This is a genomic window from Erythrobacter sp. NE805 (assembly GCF_046452355.1).
Taxonomy (GTDB): domain Bacteria; phylum Pseudomonadota; class Alphaproteobacteria; order Sphingomonadales; family Sphingomonadaceae; genus Erythrobacter.
Genome location: NZ_JBKFDI010000002.1, coordinates 637,032 through 656,929 on the forward strand (window position 1 = coordinate 637,032; position 19,898 = coordinate 656,929).

At 68.3% G+C, this 19,898-nt stretch carries 30 protein-coding genes; 3 read left to right on the top strand and 27 right to left on the bottom strand.

What is annotated here, in order from left to right; all coding sequences use genetic code 11:
- Positions 1-19: 19 nt before the first annotated feature.
- Genes ACLBKU_RS11040 through ACLBKU_RS11050 form a run of 3 tightly spaced genes read left to right on the top strand, consistent with a single transcriptional unit; the run spans position 20 to position 2,727 of the window.
- Positions 20-1,378 carry an amidase family protein gene (locus ACLBKU_RS11040; protein ID WP_410179601.1) on the top strand — a complete coding sequence of 453 codons (1,359 nt, stop codon included), beginning with the start codon at positions 20-22 and terminating at the stop codon, positions 1,376-1,378.
- 24 nt (positions 1,379-1,402) lie between these two features.
- Complete coding sequence (locus ACLBKU_RS11045) at positions 1,403-2,092, top strand: PepSY domain-containing protein (protein WP_410179602.1); 690 nt, start codon at positions 1,403-1,405, stop codon at positions 2,090-2,092.
- Positions 2,089-2,727 (top strand): trimeric intracellular cation channel family protein, encoded by a 639-nt coding sequence (locus ACLBKU_RS11050; protein WP_410179603.1) that lies wholly within the window; start codon positions 2,089-2,091, stop codon positions 2,725-2,727. The genes ACLBKU_RS11045 and ACLBKU_RS11050 overlap by 4 nt, the downstream gene beginning before the upstream one ends.
- 4 nt (positions 2,728-2,731) lie before the next feature.
- Here the strand turns inward: ACLBKU_RS11050 and ACLBKU_RS11055 are convergent, their stop codons facing one another.
- The 27 genes from ACLBKU_RS11055 to rpsS all read right to left on the bottom strand — a co-directional run bounded on the left by ACLBKU_RS11055 (position 2,732) and on the right by rpsS (position 19,896).
- Complete coding sequence (locus tag ACLBKU_RS11055) at positions 2,732-3,565, bottom strand: hypothetical protein (RefSeq protein WP_410179604.1); 834 nt, start codon at positions 3,563-3,565, stop codon at positions 2,732-2,734.
- Positions 3,566-3,763: 198 nt separating this feature from the next.
- On the bottom strand, positions 3,764-4,264 hold the full coding sequence (locus ACLBKU_RS11060; protein WP_410179605.1) for a hypothetical protein: 501 nt from the start codon (positions 4,262-4,264) through the stop codon (positions 3,764-3,766).
- Between the two features lie 187 nt (positions 4,265-4,451).
- Positions 4,452-5,867: a serine hydrolase domain-containing protein gene (locus ACLBKU_RS11065; protein WP_410179606.1), complete on the bottom strand. Its 1,416-nt coding sequence runs from the start codon at positions 5,865-5,867 to the stop codon at positions 4,452-4,454.
- A gap of 87 nt (positions 5,868-5,954) precedes the next feature.
- Complete coding sequence (gene rplQ, locus ACLBKU_RS11070) at positions 5,955-6,374, bottom strand: 50S ribosomal protein L17 (RefSeq protein WP_410179607.1); 420 nt, start codon at positions 6,372-6,374, stop codon at positions 5,955-5,957.
- A 134-nt stretch (positions 6,375-6,508) separates the two neighbouring features.
- The gene (locus ACLBKU_RS11075) at positions 6,509-7,039 is read right to left on the bottom strand and encodes a hypothetical protein (RefSeq protein ID WP_410179608.1); all 531 of its coding nucleotides are present in this window, start codon (positions 7,037-7,039) and stop codon (positions 6,509-6,511) included.
- A 495-nt stretch (positions 7,040-7,534) separates the two neighbouring features.
- Positions 7,535-8,590, bottom strand: coding sequence for a DNA-directed RNA polymerase subunit alpha (locus tag ACLBKU_RS11080; RefSeq protein WP_285709048.1), 1,056 nt, complete (start codon positions 8,588-8,590; stop codon positions 7,535-7,537).
- 126 nt (positions 8,591-8,716) lie between these two features.
- Positions 8,717-9,106, bottom strand: coding sequence for a 30S ribosomal protein S11 (gene rpsK, locus ACLBKU_RS11085; protein ID WP_017666383.1), 390 nt, complete (start codon positions 9,104-9,106; stop codon positions 8,717-8,719).
- 57 nt (positions 9,107-9,163) lie between these two features.
- A complete protein-coding gene (gene rpsM / locus ACLBKU_RS11090) occupies positions 9,164-9,532 on the bottom strand; it encodes a 30S ribosomal protein S13 (protein ID WP_017666382.1) in 369 nt (122 codons plus the stop codon).
- A 287-nt stretch (positions 9,533-9,819) separates the two neighbouring features.
- Positions 9,820-10,746, bottom strand: coding sequence for an SRPBCC family protein (locus ACLBKU_RS11095; RefSeq protein WP_410179609.1), 927 nt, complete (start codon positions 10,744-10,746; stop codon positions 9,820-9,822).
- 75 nt (positions 10,747-10,821) lie between these two features.
- Positions 10,822-11,469: an adenylate kinase gene (locus tag ACLBKU_RS11100; RefSeq protein ID WP_410179610.1), complete on the bottom strand. Its 648-nt coding sequence runs from the start codon at positions 11,467-11,469 to the stop codon at positions 10,822-10,824.
- 103 nt (positions 11,470-11,572) lie between these two features.
- The gene (secY, locus tag ACLBKU_RS11105) at positions 11,573-12,937 is read right to left on the bottom strand and encodes a preprotein translocase subunit SecY (RefSeq protein ID WP_410179611.1); all 1,365 of its coding nucleotides are present in this window, start codon (positions 12,935-12,937) and stop codon (positions 11,573-11,575) included.
- Between the two features lie 186 nt (positions 12,938-13,123).
- Positions 13,124-13,648: a 50S ribosomal protein L15 gene (gene rplO, locus ACLBKU_RS11110; protein WP_410179612.1), complete on the bottom strand. Its 525-nt coding sequence runs from the start codon at positions 13,646-13,648 to the stop codon at positions 13,124-13,126.
- A gap of 73 nt (positions 13,649-13,721) precedes the next feature.
- The gene (rpmD, locus tag ACLBKU_RS11115; RefSeq protein ID WP_088914636.1) at positions 13,722-13,898 is read right to left on the bottom strand and encodes a 50S ribosomal protein L30; all 177 of its coding nucleotides are present in this window, start codon (positions 13,896-13,898) and stop codon (positions 13,722-13,724) included.
- A gap of 6 nt (positions 13,899-13,904) precedes the next feature.
- Positions 13,905-14,615 carry a 30S ribosomal protein S5 gene (gene rpsE / locus ACLBKU_RS11120; RefSeq protein ID WP_410179613.1) on the bottom strand — a complete coding sequence of 237 codons (711 nt, stop codon included), beginning with the start codon at positions 14,613-14,615 and terminating at the stop codon, positions 13,905-13,907.
- A 2-nt stretch (positions 14,616-14,617) separates the two neighbouring features.
- Complete coding sequence (rplR, locus tag ACLBKU_RS11125; RefSeq protein WP_410179614.1) at positions 14,618-14,962, bottom strand: 50S ribosomal protein L18; 345 nt, start codon at positions 14,960-14,962, stop codon at positions 14,618-14,620.
- Position 14,963: 1 nt separating this feature from the next.
- Positions 14,964-15,497, bottom strand: a complete 534-nt coding sequence (gene rplF / locus ACLBKU_RS11130; RefSeq protein ID WP_410179615.1) for a 50S ribosomal protein L6 — start codon at positions 15,495-15,497, stop codon at positions 14,964-14,966.
- Positions 15,497-15,892, bottom strand: a complete 396-nt coding sequence (rpsH, locus tag ACLBKU_RS11135; RefSeq protein ID WP_410179616.1) for a 30S ribosomal protein S8 — start codon at positions 15,890-15,892, stop codon at positions 15,497-15,499. The genes rplF and rpsH overlap by 1 nt, the downstream gene beginning before the upstream one ends.
- 10 nt (positions 15,893-15,902) lie before the next feature.
- On the bottom strand, positions 15,903-16,208 hold the full coding sequence (rpsN, locus tag ACLBKU_RS11140) for a 30S ribosomal protein S14 (RefSeq protein WP_410179617.1): 306 nt from the start codon (positions 16,206-16,208) through the stop codon (positions 15,903-15,905).
- 42 nt (positions 16,209-16,250) lie between these two features.
- Entirely contained in the window at positions 16,251-16,832 is a 582-nt protein-coding gene (rplE, locus tag ACLBKU_RS11145) for a 50S ribosomal protein L5 (protein WP_017665133.1), read from the bottom strand.
- A complete protein-coding gene (gene rplX, locus ACLBKU_RS11150; RefSeq protein ID WP_410179618.1) occupies positions 16,825-17,145 on the bottom strand; it encodes a 50S ribosomal protein L24 in 321 nt (106 codons plus the stop codon). The genes rplE and rplX overlap by 8 nt, the downstream gene beginning before the upstream one ends.
- Entirely contained in the window at positions 17,145-17,513 is a 369-nt protein-coding gene (gene rplN, locus ACLBKU_RS11155; RefSeq protein ID WP_410179619.1) for a 50S ribosomal protein L14, read from the bottom strand. The genes rplX and rplN overlap by 1 nt, the downstream gene beginning before the upstream one ends.
- 72 nt (positions 17,514-17,585) lie before the next feature.
- A complete protein-coding gene (rpsQ, locus tag ACLBKU_RS11160) occupies positions 17,586-17,876 on the bottom strand; it encodes a 30S ribosomal protein S17 (RefSeq protein WP_069310546.1) in 291 nt (96 codons plus the stop codon).
- Between the two features lie 12 nt (positions 17,877-17,888).
- Positions 17,889-18,101 carry a 50S ribosomal protein L29 gene (gene rpmC, locus ACLBKU_RS11165; protein ID WP_066529807.1) on the bottom strand — a complete coding sequence of 71 codons (213 nt, stop codon included), beginning with the start codon at positions 18,099-18,101 and terminating at the stop codon, positions 17,889-17,891.
- Positions 18,101-18,535: a 50S ribosomal protein L16 gene (gene rplP / locus ACLBKU_RS11170; protein WP_088914645.1), complete on the bottom strand. Its 435-nt coding sequence runs from the start codon at positions 18,533-18,535 to the stop codon at positions 18,101-18,103. Before rplP ends, rpmC begins: the two co-directional genes overlap by 1 nt.
- An 11-nt stretch (positions 18,536-18,546) precedes the next feature.
- Positions 18,547-19,242 (bottom strand): 30S ribosomal protein S3, encoded by a 696-nt coding sequence (gene rpsC, locus ACLBKU_RS11175; protein WP_017665139.1) that lies wholly within the window; start codon positions 19,240-19,242, stop codon positions 18,547-18,549.
- Between the two features lies 1 nt (position 19,243).
- Positions 19,244-19,621 carry a 50S ribosomal protein L22 gene (rplV, locus tag ACLBKU_RS11180; protein ID WP_069310550.1) on the bottom strand — a complete coding sequence of 126 codons (378 nt, stop codon included), beginning with the start codon at positions 19,619-19,621 and terminating at the stop codon, positions 19,244-19,246.
- On the bottom strand, positions 19,621-19,896 hold the full coding sequence (gene rpsS, locus ACLBKU_RS11185) for a 30S ribosomal protein S19 (RefSeq protein WP_069310551.1): 276 nt from the start codon (positions 19,894-19,896) through the stop codon (positions 19,621-19,623). The genes rplV and rpsS overlap by 1 nt, the downstream gene beginning before the upstream one ends.
- Between the last annotated feature and the right edge of the window lie 2 nt (positions 19,897-19,898).

Sequence of the window (19,898 nt, forward strand, 5' to 3'; positions counted from 1 at the left end):
CCGAGGGGAGAATTCACGCATGGCCTATCCGCAATTGACCCGCGAGCCCGGCGCGCTCGCCACCGCCGCCGCGATCCGGGCGGGCACGTTGAGCGCCGTCGCCGCGGTCGAAGCGGCGATCTCGCGCATCGCCGAGCGCGACGCGGAGATCGACGCGGTCGCGGTGCCCGATTTCGAGCGCGCCGTCGCCGCCGCAAGGGCGCTCGACGCCGCGGGCCCGCGCGGGGACCAGCCGCTGTTCGGCGTGCCGATGACGATCAAGGAGAGCTTCGACGTCGCCGGCCTGCCGACCACCTGGGGCCACCCGCGCTTCAAGGACCAGGTCGCCCCGCGCGACGCGCTGCTCGTCAGGCGGCTGAAGGCGGCGGGCGCGGTGATCCTCGGCAAAACCAACGTGCCGGTCGACCTCACCGACTGGCAGAGCTTCAACCCGGTCTACGGGCGCACCGCCAACCCCCACGACCCCGCCCGCTCGCCCGGCGGCTCCTCGGGCGGGAGCGCGGCGGCGGTGGCGAGCGGCATGGTGCCCTGCGACTACGGGACCGACATCGGCGGATCGGTGCGGGTGCCGGCGCATTTCTGCGGGGTGTGGGGGCACAAGACCACCTGGGGCCTCGTCCCCAAGCACGGCCATGAATTCCCCGGCCAGTCGCGGCGCGAGGGCTTCATCGCCGCCGCCGACGGCCCGCTGAGCATCGCCGGCCCGCTCGCGCGCAATGCCGAGGACCTCGCGGTGCTCACCGAAGTCGGCGCCGAGGTGCCGCTGCGCCGCCGCCCGAAGCCGCTCAAAGCGTGCCGCCTGCTCGCGCTCACCGACCTCCCCGGCGCGCCGGTGGATGCGAGCGTGCGCGGGCCCACCGAGGCGGCGCTTGAGGCGCTCGCGCGCGCGGGGGTGGCGATCGACCGGACGAGCGCGCTCCTCCCCGACATCGCCGCGCACCACCGCAGCTATCTCAGGATGATGAACATCACCATGTCGGGCGGCGCGCCCGGCCCCGACGGGACGCGCGCCACCGCTTCGGACTGGTTTTCGCTGATGAACGCGCAAGCGACCTGCGCCGTGCAGTGGGAGGCGCTGTTCGAAACCTACGACTTCGTGCTCGCCCCGCCCGCCCCGGTGCTCGCCGTGCCGCATGACGAGAAGGCGGTGTTTCGCGGCACGATTCCCATCGACGGGGTGGAGGAGCCGGGCGGCAAGGGTCTCGTCTGGGCGGGCCTCGCGACCTTCCCGGGGCTGCCAGCGACCGTCCTCCCCATCGGCGCCGGGACCTATCTCGGCAGCACCCTACCCTGCGGGATGCAGGTCATCGGCCCGCGCTGGGCCGACCTCGACTGCATCGCCGCCGCCGCCGCGATCGGCGATGTGTTGCACGGCTGAGCGCTTGCCGCCAAGGCGGGCGACATGAGGCTCACCATGCGCAAACTCGCTCGATGGCACATCTGGCTCGGCTGGCTGGTCGGGGTGCCGATCGTCATGTGGCTCGCGACCGGGCTGTTCATGACCCTGCGCCCGATCGAGGCGGTGCGCGGCGAGCACCTGCGCCGCGCCCTGCCCGCCGCGCCGCTGGTGCTCCCCGGCAGCAGCCTCGCCGCGCCCGAGGCGCAGCTCAAGGAGATGCGCGTGGTCATGCAGCAGGGCCGCGCAGTGGCGATCCTCACCGGGCAGGACGGGGCGGTCCGACGGGTCGATTTCGCGAGCGGCGCGCCGCTTCCTCCGCTGGGCGCCGACGAGGCGCTCACGCTGGTCGCCGAGCGCATCGCGGGCGGCAATCGGGCCGAGGACGTCACCCTCTTCCCCGCCGACCGCACCCCGCCCGATTTCCGCCGCGACCTCGCCGTGTGGCGGGTCGCGCTCGCCGACGGCACCAATGTCTATGTCGGGCGCGACACCGGCGAGATCGAGGCGGTGCGCACCCGCTGGTGGCGCGCCTTCGACTTCGCGTGGGGGCTCCACATCATGGACCTCTCAGGGCGCGAGGACACCAGCCACCCGGTGCTGATCCTCTTCGCCGCGCTGTCGCTGACCGGGGCGGTGATCGGCTGCGTGCTGATGTTCCGCCGCCGCAGGCCCCGCCCGCGAGCCGCCCCGTGACGCCGACCGTCCTCACCCCGATCCTCGACTGGCTCGACCTCGCCGGCATCGCGCTCTTCGCGCTGTCGGGCGCGGTGCTCGCGGCGCGGCTCAAGCAGACCTTCGTGACGATGGCCTTCTTCGCGCTCGTCACCGGGGTCGGCGGGGGCACGGTGCGCGACCTCCTGATCCGCGCGCCGGTGTTCTGGATCGACGACCCCTGGGTCGCCGCGGTGTGCCTCGGCACGGCGCTGATCGCGTGGTTCACGCCGGTCCGGTGGTGGGAGGGCAAGGGCTTCGCCTATGCCGACGGCGCGGGGCTCGCGGCTTATGCCGTGCTCGGCAGCGCCAAGGCGCTCGCCTACGGCATCCCGCCCGTGCCGGCGGCGCTGATGGGGGTGATCACCGGCTGCGTCGGCGGGATCATCCGCGACGTGGTAGCGGGCCGCCCCTCGATCATCATGAGCCCCGAGCTCTATGTCACCCCCGCGGCGCTCACCTCGGCGCTGACGGTCGCGGGAATGCTCGCCGCGCCGTGGCTGGGCCTCGGCGATGTGGCGGCGTGGAGCCTCGCCTTCGCCTGCGGCTTCGCGCTGCGAAGCGCGGCGATCCGCTGGGAATGGGGCCTGCCGAGCTACGACGACGCGCGCGGTTGAGCCGTCAGGGCGCTCGCACCGGCTCGGGCGCGGTCTCGGGGATCTCCTCGCCCGGGATCGGTCCGCCGGGATAGGCGGGCATCCGGCTCGCGGCGGCAGCGGCGGGCGCGCGGGCGACCTGCACCGCCCCGCCCTCGACGCTCGCCTCCTGCACCGCGAGATCGGGGCGCACCGATCCGCCGAGGCCGCTGCGCGCGGCGGCATAGGCATCGTCGCTCCACTGGCCGTTCCCGGCGCCCGCGAAGCCGTCGCCAAAGTCCACCGAACGGATCAGCCCGTCATTGCCGATGTGGCAGCGGAAGCCCTCGCCGCTCGCAAGCGTGCCGGTCACGTCCCAGCCCGAGGCATTGCGCGCGACGCTGTCGACGCTCTCGACCCTGCCCCGCCGCTCGGCGGCGTCGGCGCACAGGCTCGCGGCATTGTCGAGGCCCGAGCCGGACGAGGTGCCAGTCGGCCGCGCCCGGCGGTCGTCGCGGCGCACCCATTCCCCGTCGCGCGGACGGGGCACGCGGTCATAGACGATGACGTCGCGGTCGCGCTCGCGGCGCTCGGCCGAATTGGCGATGGCGATGATCCCGCCGATGATCGCCGCGCCGAGGATCACGTCGCCCGCATCGACCCGGTCGCGCCGCCAGCCGCGGTCCCAGCCGCCGCCCCAGCCGCAGCCGCGCCAGCGGCAGCGGTGGCGCTCGGCAACGTCGCCTTGGGGCTGGTAGCGGCTCAGCGCGAAAGCCGAGGGCACGGATCCGGCAGGCGCCGAGGCCTGGACGGGGGCGGACACGGTGGTGGTGGCGGCCAGCGCGACGGCAAGCGCGCCCGCGCGGAACATCTGAGCCATGGCTCTCTCCTGTTGCTGTCGGGCCCGTCCACCACTCGGGCTGATGGCGCATAGCCTAAGCGCGCCGAGCTTGCGCGCGGCTGAACCACGCCGGACACAAAACCGCCCCGCGCTCCGGTGGAGAAAGCGCGAGGCGGCAAGGACGCGCGCCGCGAAAAGGCAAAGCGGTGCGCGAGAGAGGTCCCGTCGATCCGGGCGTCAGCCGAGGCCGCGAATGTTGTCGTAGTTCACCCAGGGCGCGCCGCGCCCCTCGATCCGGCAGGAGAAGCTGCCGCGGTCGTTCGCGCGCCGGCCCCAGCCGCCGCCGACGTCGATGCGGCCGCGCACCCGGTAGCCGTCGCGGGTCCGGTCGACATCGCGCACGTCGATCACGTCGGCATAGCGATAGCCGCCGCGCCGGGCCTGGTTCTCCGCGGCGCGCACGCAGCGGTCGATGGCATAGCGCGGGGAGATGGCCCAGCGCCCGCCGCGGTCCCAACGGTCGCCGCGGTCCCAGCGGTCGCCGCGATCATCGTCGAAGGCGCCGGCGAGCGCCGCTATGCCGCCGATCACCACCGCGCCGGCGATGACCTCGCCTGCACTGATGCCGTCGCGGTCGCGGTCATCGCGGGCCATTGCGGGGCTGACCGAGGCAGCGGTCAGCGCGGTCGCGGCGACAGCGCCGAGGACAAGCCGGGCCGAGATGGTCTTGGTCGTCATCGAAGCATTCCTCGTCAAATACCGCGGGCGGGAGTGCCGGCGGTGTCGAGGAACCTTGTGGCCGATTCGCGGTGAGGCCTCGCTGAATCGGAGTGACAGGTGTTGTTAATTTTAAGGGAGCGTTTTATGAACGGTTCGTCGCAAGTTGAAGCCGCTCGCGCGCGATTCCCGGATGCCTATCGTCAACTTACTCCGCCGCCAGCGCCGCCAGCACGTCGCGGGTGAAGGCGGCGACGTCGAAGCCGGTTCCGACCGGGTCCTCGCCCCGCCGGACGATCACGACCTTCCGCGAGGGCACGATCACCACGTATTGCCCGCGGTTGCCGACCGCCGCGAAGGTGTCCGAGGGCACGCCCCCCTCCTTGTTGAGCAGCCAGAACCCCGCGCCGTAGCCGAAGGTCCCGGTCGGGGGCTGCGGGCCGCTGGGGGTGGTGACATATTTGACCCACTCCTCCGGCAGCACCCGCTCGCCCGAGGGGAGCACGCCGTCGTTGAGGTAGAGCTGGCCGAGCTTCGCGAGGTCGGGCGCAGTGCTCCACACCTGCGAGGAGAGGACGTAGGTGCCCTTGTAGTCGGTCTCGGCCACCGTGCCCGTCATGCCGAGCTTGGCGAAGAATTCGTGCGGCGGGTAGAAATCGATCCACTTCTGGATCGCCTTCACCGCCAGCAGCGTGTCGTTGTTGGCATAGCGGAACACGGTGCCCGGCTTGTGGAGCACCGGCCAGGCGGTCGCGGTCTCGTCGACGCTCGAGCCGCCGTAGTAGAGCGCATCGGTGCGGTTGCCCGGGGTGTCGGAGTAGCGCCCGGTGGCCATCCGCAGGGCATGGTCGATGGTGATCGCGTTCCTCATGTCGACCGACCCGCTGCGCGCCCAGTAGCCGAGCGCAACGGGATCCTCGACGCTGAACTCGCCCGAGAGCACCGCGGCGCCGACCAGCGTCGCGGCGATGCTCTTGGCGACCGAGAAGGTGCGCTGCGGGGTCCTGCCGTCGAAGCCGGGGGCATAGCGCTCCCGCCGTTCGCCGGGCGCTCCCTTGGTGTCGTAGCGGTCGACGAGGACCGCGGTCGTGCGTCCCTTGCCATAGGTCTCGCCGAGCGCGGCAGCGAGCACGGCATCGAGCGCCTTGCCGCGGCGGGTCGTGGCCGCGGCGGGGCGCGCCGGCGTTGCAGCGACGGCCGGCGGTGCCACAGCGACGGCCTGCTCCGGATCGCTCGCATCCTCGGGCGCGCCGATGGGGAGGATCGCGCACCCGGTCTGCGGGCCGTAGTAGGCGGCGATCCGCGCCGGCATGTCCTCGGCCCAGCGCACCGCAACATGGGCGATCTGACCGGTCGGGCGGCGCACGATCGTATAGGGAAGGTCGGCGATGTGGGCGCTCATCGGCGCCTGGATGCCGGTCAGTTCCCACTGCGCGACGCTCTCGGGGGTGCGGGTCGCGCCGTTCGCCTCGGCATTGGCGATCGCGCCGCACAGCATCAGCGCCTTGTAGCCCGCCGCGAGGGCGCGGTCGTGGCGCGTCTCGAGCGCCTCCTGCTCGGTCTGGGCGATGGCGGGAGCGGCGGCGAGCAGCAGCGTGGCGGCGGCAAAGGCGGTGCGGATCATGGGCCGCACCCTATCGCGCGGCGGACAAAAGAAAAGGGCCGGAAAGCCTCTGCCCCCGGCCCTCCTCATGTCCTGTCGGGACGCGGCTTAGGCGTCCTCGTATTCGTCTTCCGAGAGCACCGGGCCCGAGTCCTGGCCCTTGGCAGCCTCGTCGCGGTCGACGAGCTCGATGATCGCCATCTGCACCGCGTCGCCCGCACGCACCCCGGCGCGCAGCACGCGGGTGTAGCCGCCGTCACGGTCGGCATAGCGCTCGGCGAGCACCTCGAAGAGCTTCTTGAGCTGCGCTTCGTCACCCAGACGGCTCATCGCCAGACGACGGTTGGAGAGGCCGCCACGCTTGGCGAGCGTGATCAGCTTCTCGACATAGGGGCGCAGTTCCTTGGCCTTGGGCAGCGTGGTCGTGATCTGCTCGTGCTTGATCAGCGCGGCGGCCATGTTGCGGAACAGGGCGTTGCGGTGACCCGTGCGGCGGCCCAGCTTGCGGCCCGAAATACCATGACGCATTGTAATTTCCTTCGTTCGTCAGGGGCCCGTGTCAGGTAGCCCATACCAGGCAGCGGCGGTTGCCCGCTGCCGAGCCGCGCGCAAAGCCGAACGCGGCGCCGATGTCAAGCGAGGATTGCAAAGGCGCGTGCCGATCAGGAGGTTGTCTGGGTCTTGCCGAGGTTGTCGGCAACCATCCGCGCCCGCAACTTCTTGTACCCGAGGCCCACGAGGGCAACCAACGAACTCCCGGCCAGCGCGAGCCACCCGTTGATCTCGGCAATCAGCAGTTTGAGCCTCTGAGCGATCGAGACGCGCACCACGAACTCACGCACGTAGGGCGGCTGCTGCAACTCGACCCAGCGGGTTCCGTCGTAGACCCGGTTGTAGAGCCGCAGGGTGAGCTTGAACGGCTCCGTGGTTTTCGGGGTCACGTACCACTCGAAGGTGGTGTTCGCGGCGCTGCTGACATCGCGCTGATCCGTGCCGACCAACTGGATCTGCACCTCGCCCTCCGGGCCGCTGAGCTGAGCGCGCACCTGCCGCCCGAGTGCCGCCCGGCCGGTGACGACCGTCCCCTCGGTATCGGCAAACTCCGCCTTGGCCTCCTCCAGATCCTTGGAGGCGATCACGAAGCGGATCAGCGTCTGCTTGTTGTACGGCAGGACCGCGGGCTGGTTGAACATGACGTCGAAGGGACGGAAAGCCTGCACTTCGCGCGCAATCTGCTCGTCCTGAGGGGCCAGCGGCTGAGGGGGCACGGCTTCAGCGGCGCCGCCTGTCGCCGCTGCGGTGCCGGAACGCGGCGTCGAGGCAGCGCCTGAGGCGCCCGTTGCCGCGGGTCGGGAATACCCGCCGCTGTCCGTCGGAGAAGGCGGTGGCGGCGGTGGAGGCAGGGGCGGAGGGGGCGGCGGTGGCGGAGGAGGCGGCGGTGGCGGAGGCGGCGGAGGCGGCGGTGGCGGTGGTGCCGGGGCGTTTGGCAGCTCATTCGCACACCCGAGCAGAGGCGACAGCGCGATCGCGGCCATGAGCAGCGCTGCAAGCCTTGCCATCCGACCCTTGCGCACGTCTCGTCCCCCGCCCCATGAATTCGCGGTGGCCGTCATAACGCGGGCGCCCGCCAATGCAAACGGGGCCGCCCTTGCGGACGGCCCCGTGCTCGTGTGCCAAGCCTTGTCGGTTTAGCCCAGCAGCTCCTGCTCGAGCTTCTTGGCCATTTCCTCGATGTTCTCGGGCGGCCAGCCCGGGATGTCCATCCCGAGGCGCAGGCCCATGCTCGAGAGCACTTCCTTGATCTCATTGAGCGACTTGCGGCCGAAGTTCGGCGTGCGCAGCATCTCGGCTTCGGTCTTCTGGACGAGGTCGCCGATGTAGATGATGTTGTCGTTCTTGAGGCAGTTGGCCGAACGCACCGACAGCTCGAGCTCATCGACCTTCTTGAGAAGGTAGCGGTTGAGCTGGTTGGCGTCGCTCTCTTCCGGCTGCACCGCGTGGCCGATCATCTGGCCGACCGGCTGCGGGATGCCGTCCTCGAAGTGGACGAACAGCGTCAGCTGGTCCTGGAGGATGCGCGCGGCATAGGCCACGGCGTCTTCCGGGGTGACGGTGCCGTCGGTCTCGACGGTCAGCGAGAGCTTGTCGTAGTCAAGCTCCTGCCCGACGCGGGCGTTCTCGACCTTGTAGCTCACCTGGCGCACCGGCGAGTAGAGCGAGTCGACCGGGATCAGCCCGATCGGCGCGTCGGCCGGACGGTTGGCGACAGCGGGCGAGTACCCCTTGCCGGTGTCGGCGGTGAGCTCCATGTTGAGCGTCGCGCCTTCGTCGAGGTGGCAGATCACGAGATCCTTGTTCATCACCTCGATGTCGCCGGTCACCGCGATGTCGCCGGCGCGGACTTCGCCCGGGCCGGTCGCCGAAAGCTGGAGCCGCTTGGGGCCCTCGCCTTCCATCTTGAGCGCGATCTGCTTCACGTTGAGCACGATGTCGGTGACATCCTCGCGAACGCCCGCGAGCGACGAGAATTCGTGGAGCACGTTCTCGATCTTGATCGAGGTGATCGCGGCGCCCTGAAGGCTCGAGAGCAGCACCCGGCGCAGCGCGTTGCCGAGCGTCAGGCCGAAGCCCCGCTCGAGCGGTTCGGCCACGAAGGTCGCCTTGCGCTGACGATCGCCGCCATCCTTGATTTCGAGGGAGTTGGGTTTCTTGAGTTCCTGCCAGTTCTTGGTGTTGACGGACATGGATTTCCCCTAATTCGCCGTTTCGGGCGGTTCAAACTTGGGCGGGCCGGATGCGGGGGCGCGGCGGCGCGGCATCAGACCCGATCGGGTGGCGGAGACGACACGCGCCTCCGCCATCCCGGCGGATCAGACGCGGCGACGCTTGGAGGGACGGACCCCATTGTGCGGGATCGGGGTCACGTCGCGGATGGAGGTAATGTTGAAACCGACAGCTGCAAGACCGCGCAGCGCGCTCTCGCGGCCGGAACCCGGGCCCTTGACCTCGACTTCGAGGGTGCGCACGCCGTGCTCGGCGGCCTTCTTGCCGGCATCGTCGGCGGCGACCTGCGCGGCGTAGGGGGTCGACTTGCGGCTGCCCTTGAAGCCCATCATGCCCGCGCTGGACCAGCTGATCGCATTGCCCTGCGCATCGGTGATGGTGATCATGGTGTTGTTGAAGCTGGCGTTGATGTGCGCAACGCCGCTGGTGATGTTCTTCTTGTCACGGCGCCGGATACGGCCTGGTTCGCGTGCCATTGTCTGAATTCCTCTAGCTCGTCAGAAGGAAAAAGCAGGTGCCCGAAGGCCGCCGGCTTACTTCTTCTTGCCCGCGATGGGCTTGGCCTTGCCCTTGCGGGTCCGGGCGTTGGTGTGGGTGCGCTGGCCGCGGACGGGGAGACCCGAACGGTGACGCAGGCCGCGATAGGCGCGCAGGTCCATCAGGCGCTTGATGTTCATCGCGGTCTGGCGACGCAGGTCGCCTTCCACGGTGAAGTCGGCGTCGATCGTCTCGCGGATGCGGAGGATTTCCTCGTCCGAGAGGTCCTGCACGCGCGCGGTGTGCGCGATGCCGAGCTTGTCAGCGATCTGGACGGCGGTCGTGCGACCGATCCCGTGAATGTAGGTGAGCGCGATGATCACGCGCTTGTTGGTGGGGATATTGACCCCGGCAATACGAGCCACTTATTTCTCCATGCTCCACAGGGGCTCTGCGGCCTTTCGGGCCACCCCTATCTCAACGCTCATTCATCCTCGTGTCCGCCTGCCGGGGATGATCCTGGGCGCCGGGCCGGACCACAAACGGCAAAAAGTCCGGTCGGCACGCGCAAGGGCGATGCCTGCCGAACTGACTTCGAACATGTCGAATGAGCCGCGCGCATAGGCCGATTCGGACGGGCCGTCAACCGCCCGCGATGGAACCCGCGCCCGCACCGGATTCGGGCGCACCGTCAGGACGATAGGCCGAGGCGCTAGGGCTTCGGCTTGTCCTTGAGATCGCCGAAAGCATCCTCCACCGAGAGCGCCTTCGCCGCCGGCTTGGGCGAAGGCTTGGCGATCGGCGCCGGGCTCGGAGCGGCGGCAGCCTTGGTCGGCGCAGGCGAAGGAGCCGCGGCAGGCTTGGTCGATGCCGGAGCGGGAGCCGGTTTCGGTGCCGGCGTTGCCGCAGGCTTGGGCGCAGCGGGCTTCGCAGCCGAAGGCGCGGAAGTGGCCGCTGCGGGCTTCGCAGCCGCGGGCGCCGGGGCCGCGGCAGGCTTGGCGGCCGGCGCGGTCGCCGGAGCCGACGGCTGCGCCGGAGCGGGCGCGGGCGTGGGCGTCGGCGCGGGCGGCGGCGGCATCGGCACCACCCCCAGCAGCTTGCCGAGCGAGGCGAGCTGCGCGCCCATCACCCCGTCGACCGCCTTGGAAATCACCGGGACCTCGTAGCGCATCGGCCCGCCGACATTGTATTCCCAGACGATCCGGGTGCCCTTCTCGACCTTGCTGATCGCGATGGTGAGCACCCCCGTCACCGGCTCGCTCTGGAGCGGGCCGAGGCTGCCGACCATGCGCAAGGCCTGTTCGGGATAGGCCTGGACGACCCGCATGTGCTCGACGCTGCCCTCGAGCGTGAAGCGGCCAGGCTCGTCGACCTCGGGAATGGTCTCGCAGAAGCAGCCGCCGGCCTGGGGGGTCAGCCGCAGGTTCTTGGCATCGCCAGACCAGGTGTGCGCGGATTGCCACCAGCCCGAAGGCGAGATGAGCGCCAGCCACACCTCCTTGGGGCTCGCCTTCACCACCACCTCGTGGCGGGAGACGAAGCTGTTCTCGGTCTGGCGGACGACCTCGGCCGCCGCCGGGGCGCCGCAAACCAGCGCCGCGAGGCCGATCGCGGCCAACCCTGCCCTGAGCCTCGCCATCACCGCACACCCCTCCCGTTCCGTCGCGGCGAAGCTGCGACAAAAGCGCGAGACCCGCAAGCCCCGGCGGAAGGCTTACCCGCCGAGAATCGCGTCGATCTGGTCCGCGACCGTGTCGATTGCGGCCATGCCGTCGACCCGCGTGACGATCCCGCGCGCCTCGTAACCCGGCAGGATCGGCGCGGTCTTGGCGCGGTATTCCTGCATGCGCATCCGCACCGTTTCCTCGTTGTCGTCGGGACGGCGCTTGAACTCGGTGCTGCCGCAGTTGTCGCACACGCCCGCGACCTTGGGCGGGTTCGCGGTGTCGTGGTAGAGCGCGCCGCAATTGCCGCAGGAGAAGCGGCCGGTGATCCGCTCTACCAAGGCGTCCTCGTCGACCTCGAGCTCGATCACGTGGTCGAGCACGCGGCCGTTCCGGGCGAGGATCGCGTCGAGCGCGTCGGCCTGGGCGGCGGTGCGCGGATAGCCGTCGAAGATCGCACCGGTCTCGGGCGCCATCGCGGCGAGCTCGGCGTCGATGAGATCGGAGACGATTTCGTCCGAGACGAGCTCGCCGCGCTCCATCACTTCCTTGGCGCGCAGGCCGACGGGGGTGCCGGCCTTGACCGCGGCGCGCAGCATGTCGCCGGTCGAGAGCTGGCGCATCCCGTGACGCTCGACGAGGCCCGCGCTCTGGGTCCCCTTGCCGGCGCCGGGAGGGCCAAGAAGAATGATGTTCACGAACCGTCCCCCAATATCGCCGCGGGTCACTGCCCGGTGCGTTCTTTCAGACTTACGGGTTCAACCAAGCGGGCAAGCGCGTCAAGCCGACTAATGTCGGACGTCAGCGCATCCGGCCCTTGAGCTTGGCCTTCTTGATGAGGTCGCCATATTGCAGCGCGAGCAGGTGCGACTGGATCTGGCTGATCGTGTCGACCGTCACGTTGACGACGATCAGCAGGCTGGTGCCGCCGAGGAACAGCGGGATGCCGGTCTGCGCGATCATGTATTCGGGCAGCACGCAGACCACCGCGAGATACGCGGCGCCGATGACGGTGATGCGGGTGAGGACGTATTCGAGATAGTCCGCGGTGCGCTTGCCGGGGCGGATGCCGGGGATCGAGCCGCCGTTCTTCTTGAGGTTGTCCGCGGTCTCCTCGGGGTTGAAGACCACCGCGGTGTAGAAGAAGCAGAAGAACACGATGCCGAGCGCATAGAGCGTCATATACAGCGGCTGCCCGTGGGCGAGGTACTGGTTCAGCGCCTGGAGCACGGTGTAGAACTGGCTGTCGGTATCGACCGAGTTGCCCGCAAACTGGGTGATCGTCAGCGGCAGCAGCAGCAGCGAACTGGCGAAGATCGGCGGGATCACGCCCGCGGTGTTGATCTTGAGCGGCAGGTAGGACCGCTCGGCCTGCATCATGCCGCGCTGCGTCGCGCGCTTGGGATACTGGATCGTCAGGCGGCGCTGGGCGCGCTCCATGAAGGAGATCAGCAGGATCAGGCCGACCACCATGACGAGGAAGAAGACGATGATCCACGGCGCGATCGAGCCCGTCCGGCCGCCCTCGAAGAGGTTGCTCGCGAATTTCGGAAACTGCGCGACGATGCCCGCCATGATGATCAGCGAGATGCCGTTGCCGATGCCGCGGCTGGTGATCTGCTCGCCGAGCCACAGCAGGAACATCGTGCCGCCGACGAGATTGATGACCGCGACGATGCGGAACATGATGCCCGGGTCGACCACCGCCTGAAGGCCGTTCTGCGCCGAGAAGGTCTCGAGCCCGACGGCGAGGAAGTAACCCTGGATCGCGCAGAGCAGCACCGCCCCGTAGCGGGTGTACTGGTTCAGCTTCTGCCGCCCGCTCGCACCTTCCTTCTTCAGCGCGGCGAGTGCCGGGTGCAGCGCCGAGGCCATCTGCACCACGATCGAGGCGGTGATGTAGGGCATGACGCCCAATGCGATGAGGCTCATGCGCTCGAGGCTGCCGCCCGAGAAGGCGTTGAACAGATCGAGGATCCCGCCGCGGGTCTGGTCGTAGAGTTCGCTCAGGATCAGCGGGTTGACGCCCGGCAGCGGCACGAAGCTCAGGAAGCGGAAGACAATCAGCGCGCCGATCGTGAACCAGATGCGCTGCTTGAGCTCGGTCGCCTTGGCGAAATTGCCGAGGTTGAGGTTGCTCGCGATATTGTCGGCGCGTGATGCCATGTCGTTCAGTCGATCCTAGCTCTTGATCCGGCGGCGGAGACCGCTTGCGGCCCCCTTCGAACCATCCCTCGCGCGGCCCCGCCGGAGACGGAACGGCCCCCGATGACGAGGGCCCTGCGCCGCGCGAGAGCGTAAATAGGGAGCGCGGGGGCTCTTGTCGAACCCCCGCGCGCCTCCTTTTGTCGATTACTTGGCCTTGGCCGCCTTGTTGGCGTCGCGGCGGGCGAGCTTCTTCTCGTGCTCGGGGGTCGCGGGCGGTGCGACTTCGACGCTGCCGCCGGCCTTCTCGACCGCGGCGATCGCGCCCTTGGTGGCGCCGGTCACGGCGAAGGTCGCCTTGGCGGTGAGCTCACCCTTGCCGAGCAGGCGCACGCCGTCCTTGCCGCCGCGCACCAGGCCCGCGTTGCGCAGGGCTTCCTCGGTGATGGTGGCACCGGTGTCGAGCTTGCCCGCGTCGATGAACTTCTGGACCATGCCGATGTTCACCTCGGCGTAGTCCTTGGCGAAGGGGTTGTTGAAGCCGCGCTTCGGCAGGCGCATGTGGAGCGGCATCTGGCCGCCCTCGAAGCCCTTGATGGCGACGCCCGAACGGGCCTTCTGGCCCTTCTGGCCGCGCGCCGAGGTCTTGCCCTTGCCCGAGCCGATACCACGGCCGACGCGGACGCGGCCCTTGCGGGCACCGGCATTGTCGCGGATGTCATTCAGTTTCATGTGTGTGCACTCGCTTTCGCTTTTGTCGCGCTGAGAGATGGAAAGCCCCGCCGGAGCGGGGCTTGCCGGATGATTAGTCGATCACCTGCACCAGATGCGGGATCTTGGCGATCGCGCCGCGCACCTCGGGGGTGTCCTGGCGCTCGACGACCTTGTGCATCTTGTTCAGCCCCAGACCGATGAGGATCTGGCGCTGGCTGGCGGGGCGACGGATCGGCGAGCCGATCTGCTTGATCTTGATGGTAGCCATCGGGTGTTACTCCACAATCGCGGCAGCGTCGGCTTCCGCCTCGGCTGCACTGGCCCCGCCGCGACCGAGGAGGTCGGCAACCTTCTTGCCACGACGCTGCGCGACCGACTTCGGCGAAGTCTGGTCGGCGAGCGCGTCGAAGGTGGCGCGGATCATGTTGTAGGGGTTCGAGGTGCCGACCGACTTGGTCACCACGTCGGCGACGCCGAGGCTCTCGAAGACGGCACGCATCGGGCCGCCCGCGATGATCCCGGTCCCGGCCGGCGCGGTGCGCAGGGTGACCTTGCCGGCGCCGAAACGGCCGTTGCCGTCATGGTGCAGGGTGCGGCCTTCCTTGAGCGGAACGCGGATCATCTTCTTGCGCGCCGAGGCGGTCGCCTTGGTGATCGCCTCGGGCACTTCGCGGGCCTTGCCGTGGCCGAAGCCGACGCGGCCCTGGCCGTCGCCGACCACGACGAGCGCCGCAAAGCCGAAGCGCTTGCCGCCCTTCACGGTCTTCGAAACGCGGTTGATGTGCACCAGCTTCTCGATGATGCCGTCGTCTTCTTCCTGCTTGCCGCCGCGACGATCGTCACGGTTGCCGCGACCGCGACCACGGCCTTCGCCGCCCTCGCGGTTGCCGCCACGGCCGCGCCCACGACGGCCCTGCGTCTCACCGGCGTCGCCGCCGATATCGCCGGCCACGTCCGGGGTTTCGATGGTGTTCTCGTCAGCCATAATCAGAACTCCAGCCCGCCTTCGCGGGCGGCATCGGCCAGCGCCTTGACGCGGCCATGGAACAGAAACCCGCCGCGGTCGAACACGACAGTGGTCACGCCCGCCTTCTTGGCGGCCTCGGCGATCGCCTTGCCGACTTCGGCAGCGGCATCGACATTCGCGCCGCTGGTCTTCGCGCCGAGGGTCGAGGCCGCGGCGACCGTGCGGCCGGCCGCGTCATCGATGATCTGCGCGTAGATGTGACGACCGGTGCGGTGCACCGAGAGACGGGGCTTGCCACCGGCACGCGCGCGCAGCGCGGTGCGGACCCGGCGACGGCGCCGTTCGAACAGGGAAAGCTTTGCCATGTTACCTCTTCTTCCCTTCCTTGCGGAAGATGAACTCGCCGCGATAGGCGATCCCCTTACCCTTGTAGGGCTCGGGCTTGCGCCAGCGGCGGATCTCGGCGGCAAACTGGCCGACGGCCTGCTTGTCGGTGCCGGAAATCTCGATCGTGGTCTGGTCCGGGGTCTTCACTTCGAGGCCAGCAGGGACCGGAAGGTCGACATCATGGCTGTAACCAAGCTGCAGCTTCAGGGTGGTCCCCTGGGCGTTGGCACGGTAGCCGACGCCCTTGATCACCAGCACCTTGGTGAAGCCGGCGCTGACGCCTTCCACCAGGTTCGACACCAGCGTGCGCTGCATGCCCCAGAAGGCCCGCGCCTGCTTGCTGTCATTGGCGGGCTTCACCAGGATCGCGCCCTCGTCGAGCGTGTAGCTGATGAGGTCCGACAGGCCCATGGTGAGGGTCCCCTTGGGGCCCTTCACACTGAGCGTGCCATTCTCGATCGTGGCCGTCACCCCACCGGGGATCGCCACGGGCTTCTTGCCGATGCGGCTCATCAGAACACCTCCGCCAACACTTCGCCGCCGACGTTGTTCGCGCGGGCTTCGGCATCCGAGAGCACGCCGCGCGGGGTCGAGACGATGGTGATGCCGAGGCCGTTGCGGATCGTCGGGAGTTCCTTGGAACCCGAGTAGACGCGGCGGCCGGGCTTCGAGACGCGGGCCACGTGCTTGATCGCGGGCTCGCCTTCGAAATACTTCAGTTCGATCCGCAGCGCCTTGTGCTTGCCCGAGTTGTCCTCGGAGTAGCCACGGATGTAGCCCTCGCGCTGGAGAACCTCGAGCACGCTGGCACGCAGGTTGCTGGCGGGCGTCAGGACAGAGTCCTTCTTCGCGCGCTGGCCGTTGCGGATGCGGGTGAGCATGTCACCCAGAGGATCGGTCATAGCCATTGTTCAGTCCTCACCAGCTCGACTTGGTCAGGCCCGGAATCAGGCCCTTGTTGCCGAGGTCGCGCAGCTCGATGCGGTTGATGCCGAACTTGCGGTAATAGCCGCGGGGGCGGCCGGTGGTGGCGCAACGGTTGCGCACCCGGGTCGGGTTCGCGTTGCGCGGAAGCTCCGCCATCTTGAGACGCGCCACCAGGCGCTCGGTCTCGTCAAGCGATTCATCGTCGGCGATCGCCTTCAGCTTCTCGTACTTCGCAGCGTACTGCTTCACGAGCTTCTTGCGACGCTCATTCTTGTTGATGGAACTCAGTTTCGCCATGGACTTAAGCTCTCTGCTTTCGTGTCTCTAACGGGAGGCGGCTCACGCCGCCTCCTTCTGTTCGGTCTTGGCCTCGCCCGCGAAGGGGAAGCCGAACAGGCGCAGCAGCTCGCGCGCCTCTTCGTCGGTCTTGGCGGTGGTGGTGACGATAATGTCCATCCCCCGCACCTTCTCGATCTTGTCGTAGCTGATTTCCGGGAACACGATCTGTTCCTTCAGCCCCATGGCGTAGTTGCCACGGCCGTCGAACGACTTGGCGTTGAGCCCGCGGAAGTCGCGGATGCGCGGCATCGCCACGGTGACGAGACGGTCGAGGAATTCGTACATGCGTTCGCGGCGCAGGGTGACCTTGCAGCCGATCGGCATGCCCTCACGCAGCTTGAACTGCGCGATCGACTTCTTGGCGATGGTGATAACCGGCTTCTGGCCGGCGATCAGCGCCATTTCCTCGGCGGCGGTCTGGACCTTCTTCTTGTCCTGGCTCGCCTCGCCAACGCCCATGTTGAGCGTGATCTTCTCGAGCTTGGGCACTTCCATCCGGTTCTTGTAACCGAACTTCTCGGTCATCGCCTTGACGATCTCGTTGTCGTACTTGGCCTTCAGGCGAGCGGTGTAATCAGCCATCGATGGTCTCCCCACTCTTGACGGCGACGCGCACCTTCCTGCCGTCCTTCACTTCGAAGCGGACGCGGGTGGGCTTGCCGGTCTTGGGATCAGCGAGCGCGACCTTCGAGACGTGCATCGGGGCCGCGTAACGGTCGATGCCACCCTGCGGGTTCTGCTGGCTGGGCTTGCGGTGACGGGCGACGATGTTCACGCCCTCGACAACGACCTTGCCGTCCTTCGGCAGAACCTGGGCGACCGTACCGGTGCGGCCCTTGTCCTTGCCCGACAGCACGACGACGCTGTCACCCTTCTTGATCTTCGCGGCAGCCATCACAGAACCTCCGGAGCGAGCGAGATGATCTTCATGAAGCCCTTGCCACGCAGTTCGCGCACCACGGGGCCGAAGATACGGGTGCCGATCGGCTCCTCGTTCTTGTTGACGAGCACCGCGGCGTTGGTGTCGAAGCGGATGACGGTGCCATCCGGACGACGCACGTCCTTGCGGGTGCGCACGATCACGGCGCGGTGAACGTCGCCCTTCTTGACCTTCGCGCGCGGCTGCGCCTCCTTGATGGAGACGACGATCACGTCGCCGACGCCCGCGGTCCGACGCTTCGACCCGCCCAGCACCTTGATGCACTGGACGCGCTTGGCGCCGCTGTTGTCCGCGACGTCGAGATTGGATTGCATCTGGATCATCGATCCGTCTTCCTTCTCATTGGCTTTCCGGGACGCCCGATCCGACCGGGGCCCGGGAGTTCCGTCTCAGTTTCAGTTGCCCGCAGCCGCGACGTCGAGGTCGGCTTCCACCGCCTGCACGCCGCCCGCCACGACCCGGTCCTTGACGATCCAGGTCTTGGTCTTCGACATCGGGCGGGTCTCCTCGATCCGCACCACGTCGCCCACGGTGTATTCATTGTTCTCGTCGTGCGCGTGATACTTCTTCGAACGACGGATGATCTTCCCGTAAAGCGGGTGACGCACCTTGCGTTCGACCTTCACGGTCACGGTCTTGTCGGTCTTGTCGGAGGTCACAGTCCCGACGAGGATGCGCTTGGGCATTGTGCTTACTCCTTACGCCTTCGCAGCCGCGGCCTTGGCCGCGCGCTCGCTCTGCAGCGTCTTGATCTGCGCGATGGTCCGGCGCACCTGGCGGATGCGCGAGGGGGCCTCGAGCTGGTTGGTCGCAGCCTGGAACCGCAGGTTGTACTGCTCGCGCTTGAGCTCGGTGAGCTCGGCGGTCAGCTGGTCATCGGTCTTGGTGCGAAGGTCCGCGATATCGGCCATTATTCGCCTCCCAGGTGGCTGGTGTCGCCGAGACGGGCGACGACCTTGGTCTTGATCGGCAGCTTCATCGCCGCGCGCTCGAAGGCTTCGGCCGCGAGCGGGCCGGCGACGCCGTCGAGTTCGAACAGGATGCGGCCCGGCTTCACGCGCGCCGCCCAGTATTCGACCGAACCCTTGCCCTTACCCTGACGGACTTCGGCAGGCTTCTTCGACACGGGCACATCGGGGAACACGCGGATCCACAGACGCCCCTGGCGCTTGATGTGACGGGTGATGGCACGACGCGCCGCTTCGATCTGGCGGGCGGTGACCCGCTCCGGCTCGAGGGCCTTGAGGCCGTAGGAGCCGAAGTTGAGGGTGGTGCCACCCTTGGCGTCGCCCTTGATCCGGCCCTTGAAGGCCTTGCGGAACTTGGTCTTTTTCGGTTGCAACATGGTCTGTTACCTCAACGAGCCGGGCGGACGCCGGAAGTCTGGGCTTCCATCATCAGGCGGTCCTGCGCGGTCGGATCATGGGCGAGGATCTCGCCCTTGAAGATCCACACCTTGATCCCGATGATCCCGTAGGCGGTGAGCGCCTCGGTCTCGGCGTAATCGATATTCGCACGCAGCGTGTGGAGCGGAACGCGGCCTTCGCGGTACCATTCGACGCGGGCGATTTCCGCCCCGCCGAGACGGCCGCCGCACACGATCTTGATGCCCTCGGCACCCAGACGCAGCGCCGACTGCACCGCGCGCTTCATCGCCCGGCGGAACGCCACGCGGCGCACCAGCTGATCGGCGATGCCCTGCGCGACGAGCTTGGCATCGATCTCCGGCTTGCGGATCTCGACGATGTTCAGCTTCACGTCGCTCGCGGTCATGGTGGCGAGCTTCGAGCGCAGCTTCTCGATGTCCGCGCCCTTCTTGCCGATGATGACGCCGGGACGCGCCGCGTAGATCGAGACGCGGCACAGCTTGGCCGGACGCTCGATCACCACCTTCGAAACCGCCGCCTGCGGCAGGTTCTTCATGATGTACTTGCGGATCGCGATGTCTTCCTTGAGCAGGCCCGCATAGTCGCGCCCTTCGGCGTACCAGCGGCTGTCCCAGGTGCGGTTGATCTGCAGGCGCAGACCGATCGGATTGCTCTTCTGGCCCATCTTACGCCTCTTCTGCTTCGCGAACCACGATCCGGAGCCGCGAGAACGGCTTGAGGATGCGCGTCGACTTGCCGCGACCGCGGGTGTGGAACCGCTTCATCGTCACCGACTTGCCGACCGAGGCTTCGGCCACGATCAGCGCGTCGACGTCGAGGTTGTGGTTGTTCTCGGCATTGGCGATCGCGCTCGCGAGCACCTTGCTCGCGTCGCGCGCCATCGCCCGCTTCGAAAAGGCGAGGATGTTCATCGCCTCTTCGGCCTTCTTGCCACGGATCAGGGCCGCGACGAGGTTGAGCTTCTGCGCCGAACCACGGATCGTGGTGCCGACGGCCAGCGCCTCGTTGTCGCCCACGCGGCGGGGTGCCTTTGCCTTGCCCATTAGCGCTTGCCCTTCTTGTCGGCAGCGTGGCCGGGGAACGTGCGCGTGGGCGCGAATTCGCCGAGCTTGTGGCCGACCATTTCTTCCGAAACCGAAACGGGGATGAACTTGTGCCCGTTGTAGACGTTGAAGGTGAGCCCGACGAACTGCGGCAGGATCGTCGAACGCCGCGACCAGGTCTTGATCGGCTTGGCGTTGCTCGCTTCCTGCGCGCTCTCAGCCTTCTTCAGCAGGCTCAGCTCGACAAACGGACCTTTCCAGACGGAACGTGCCATCG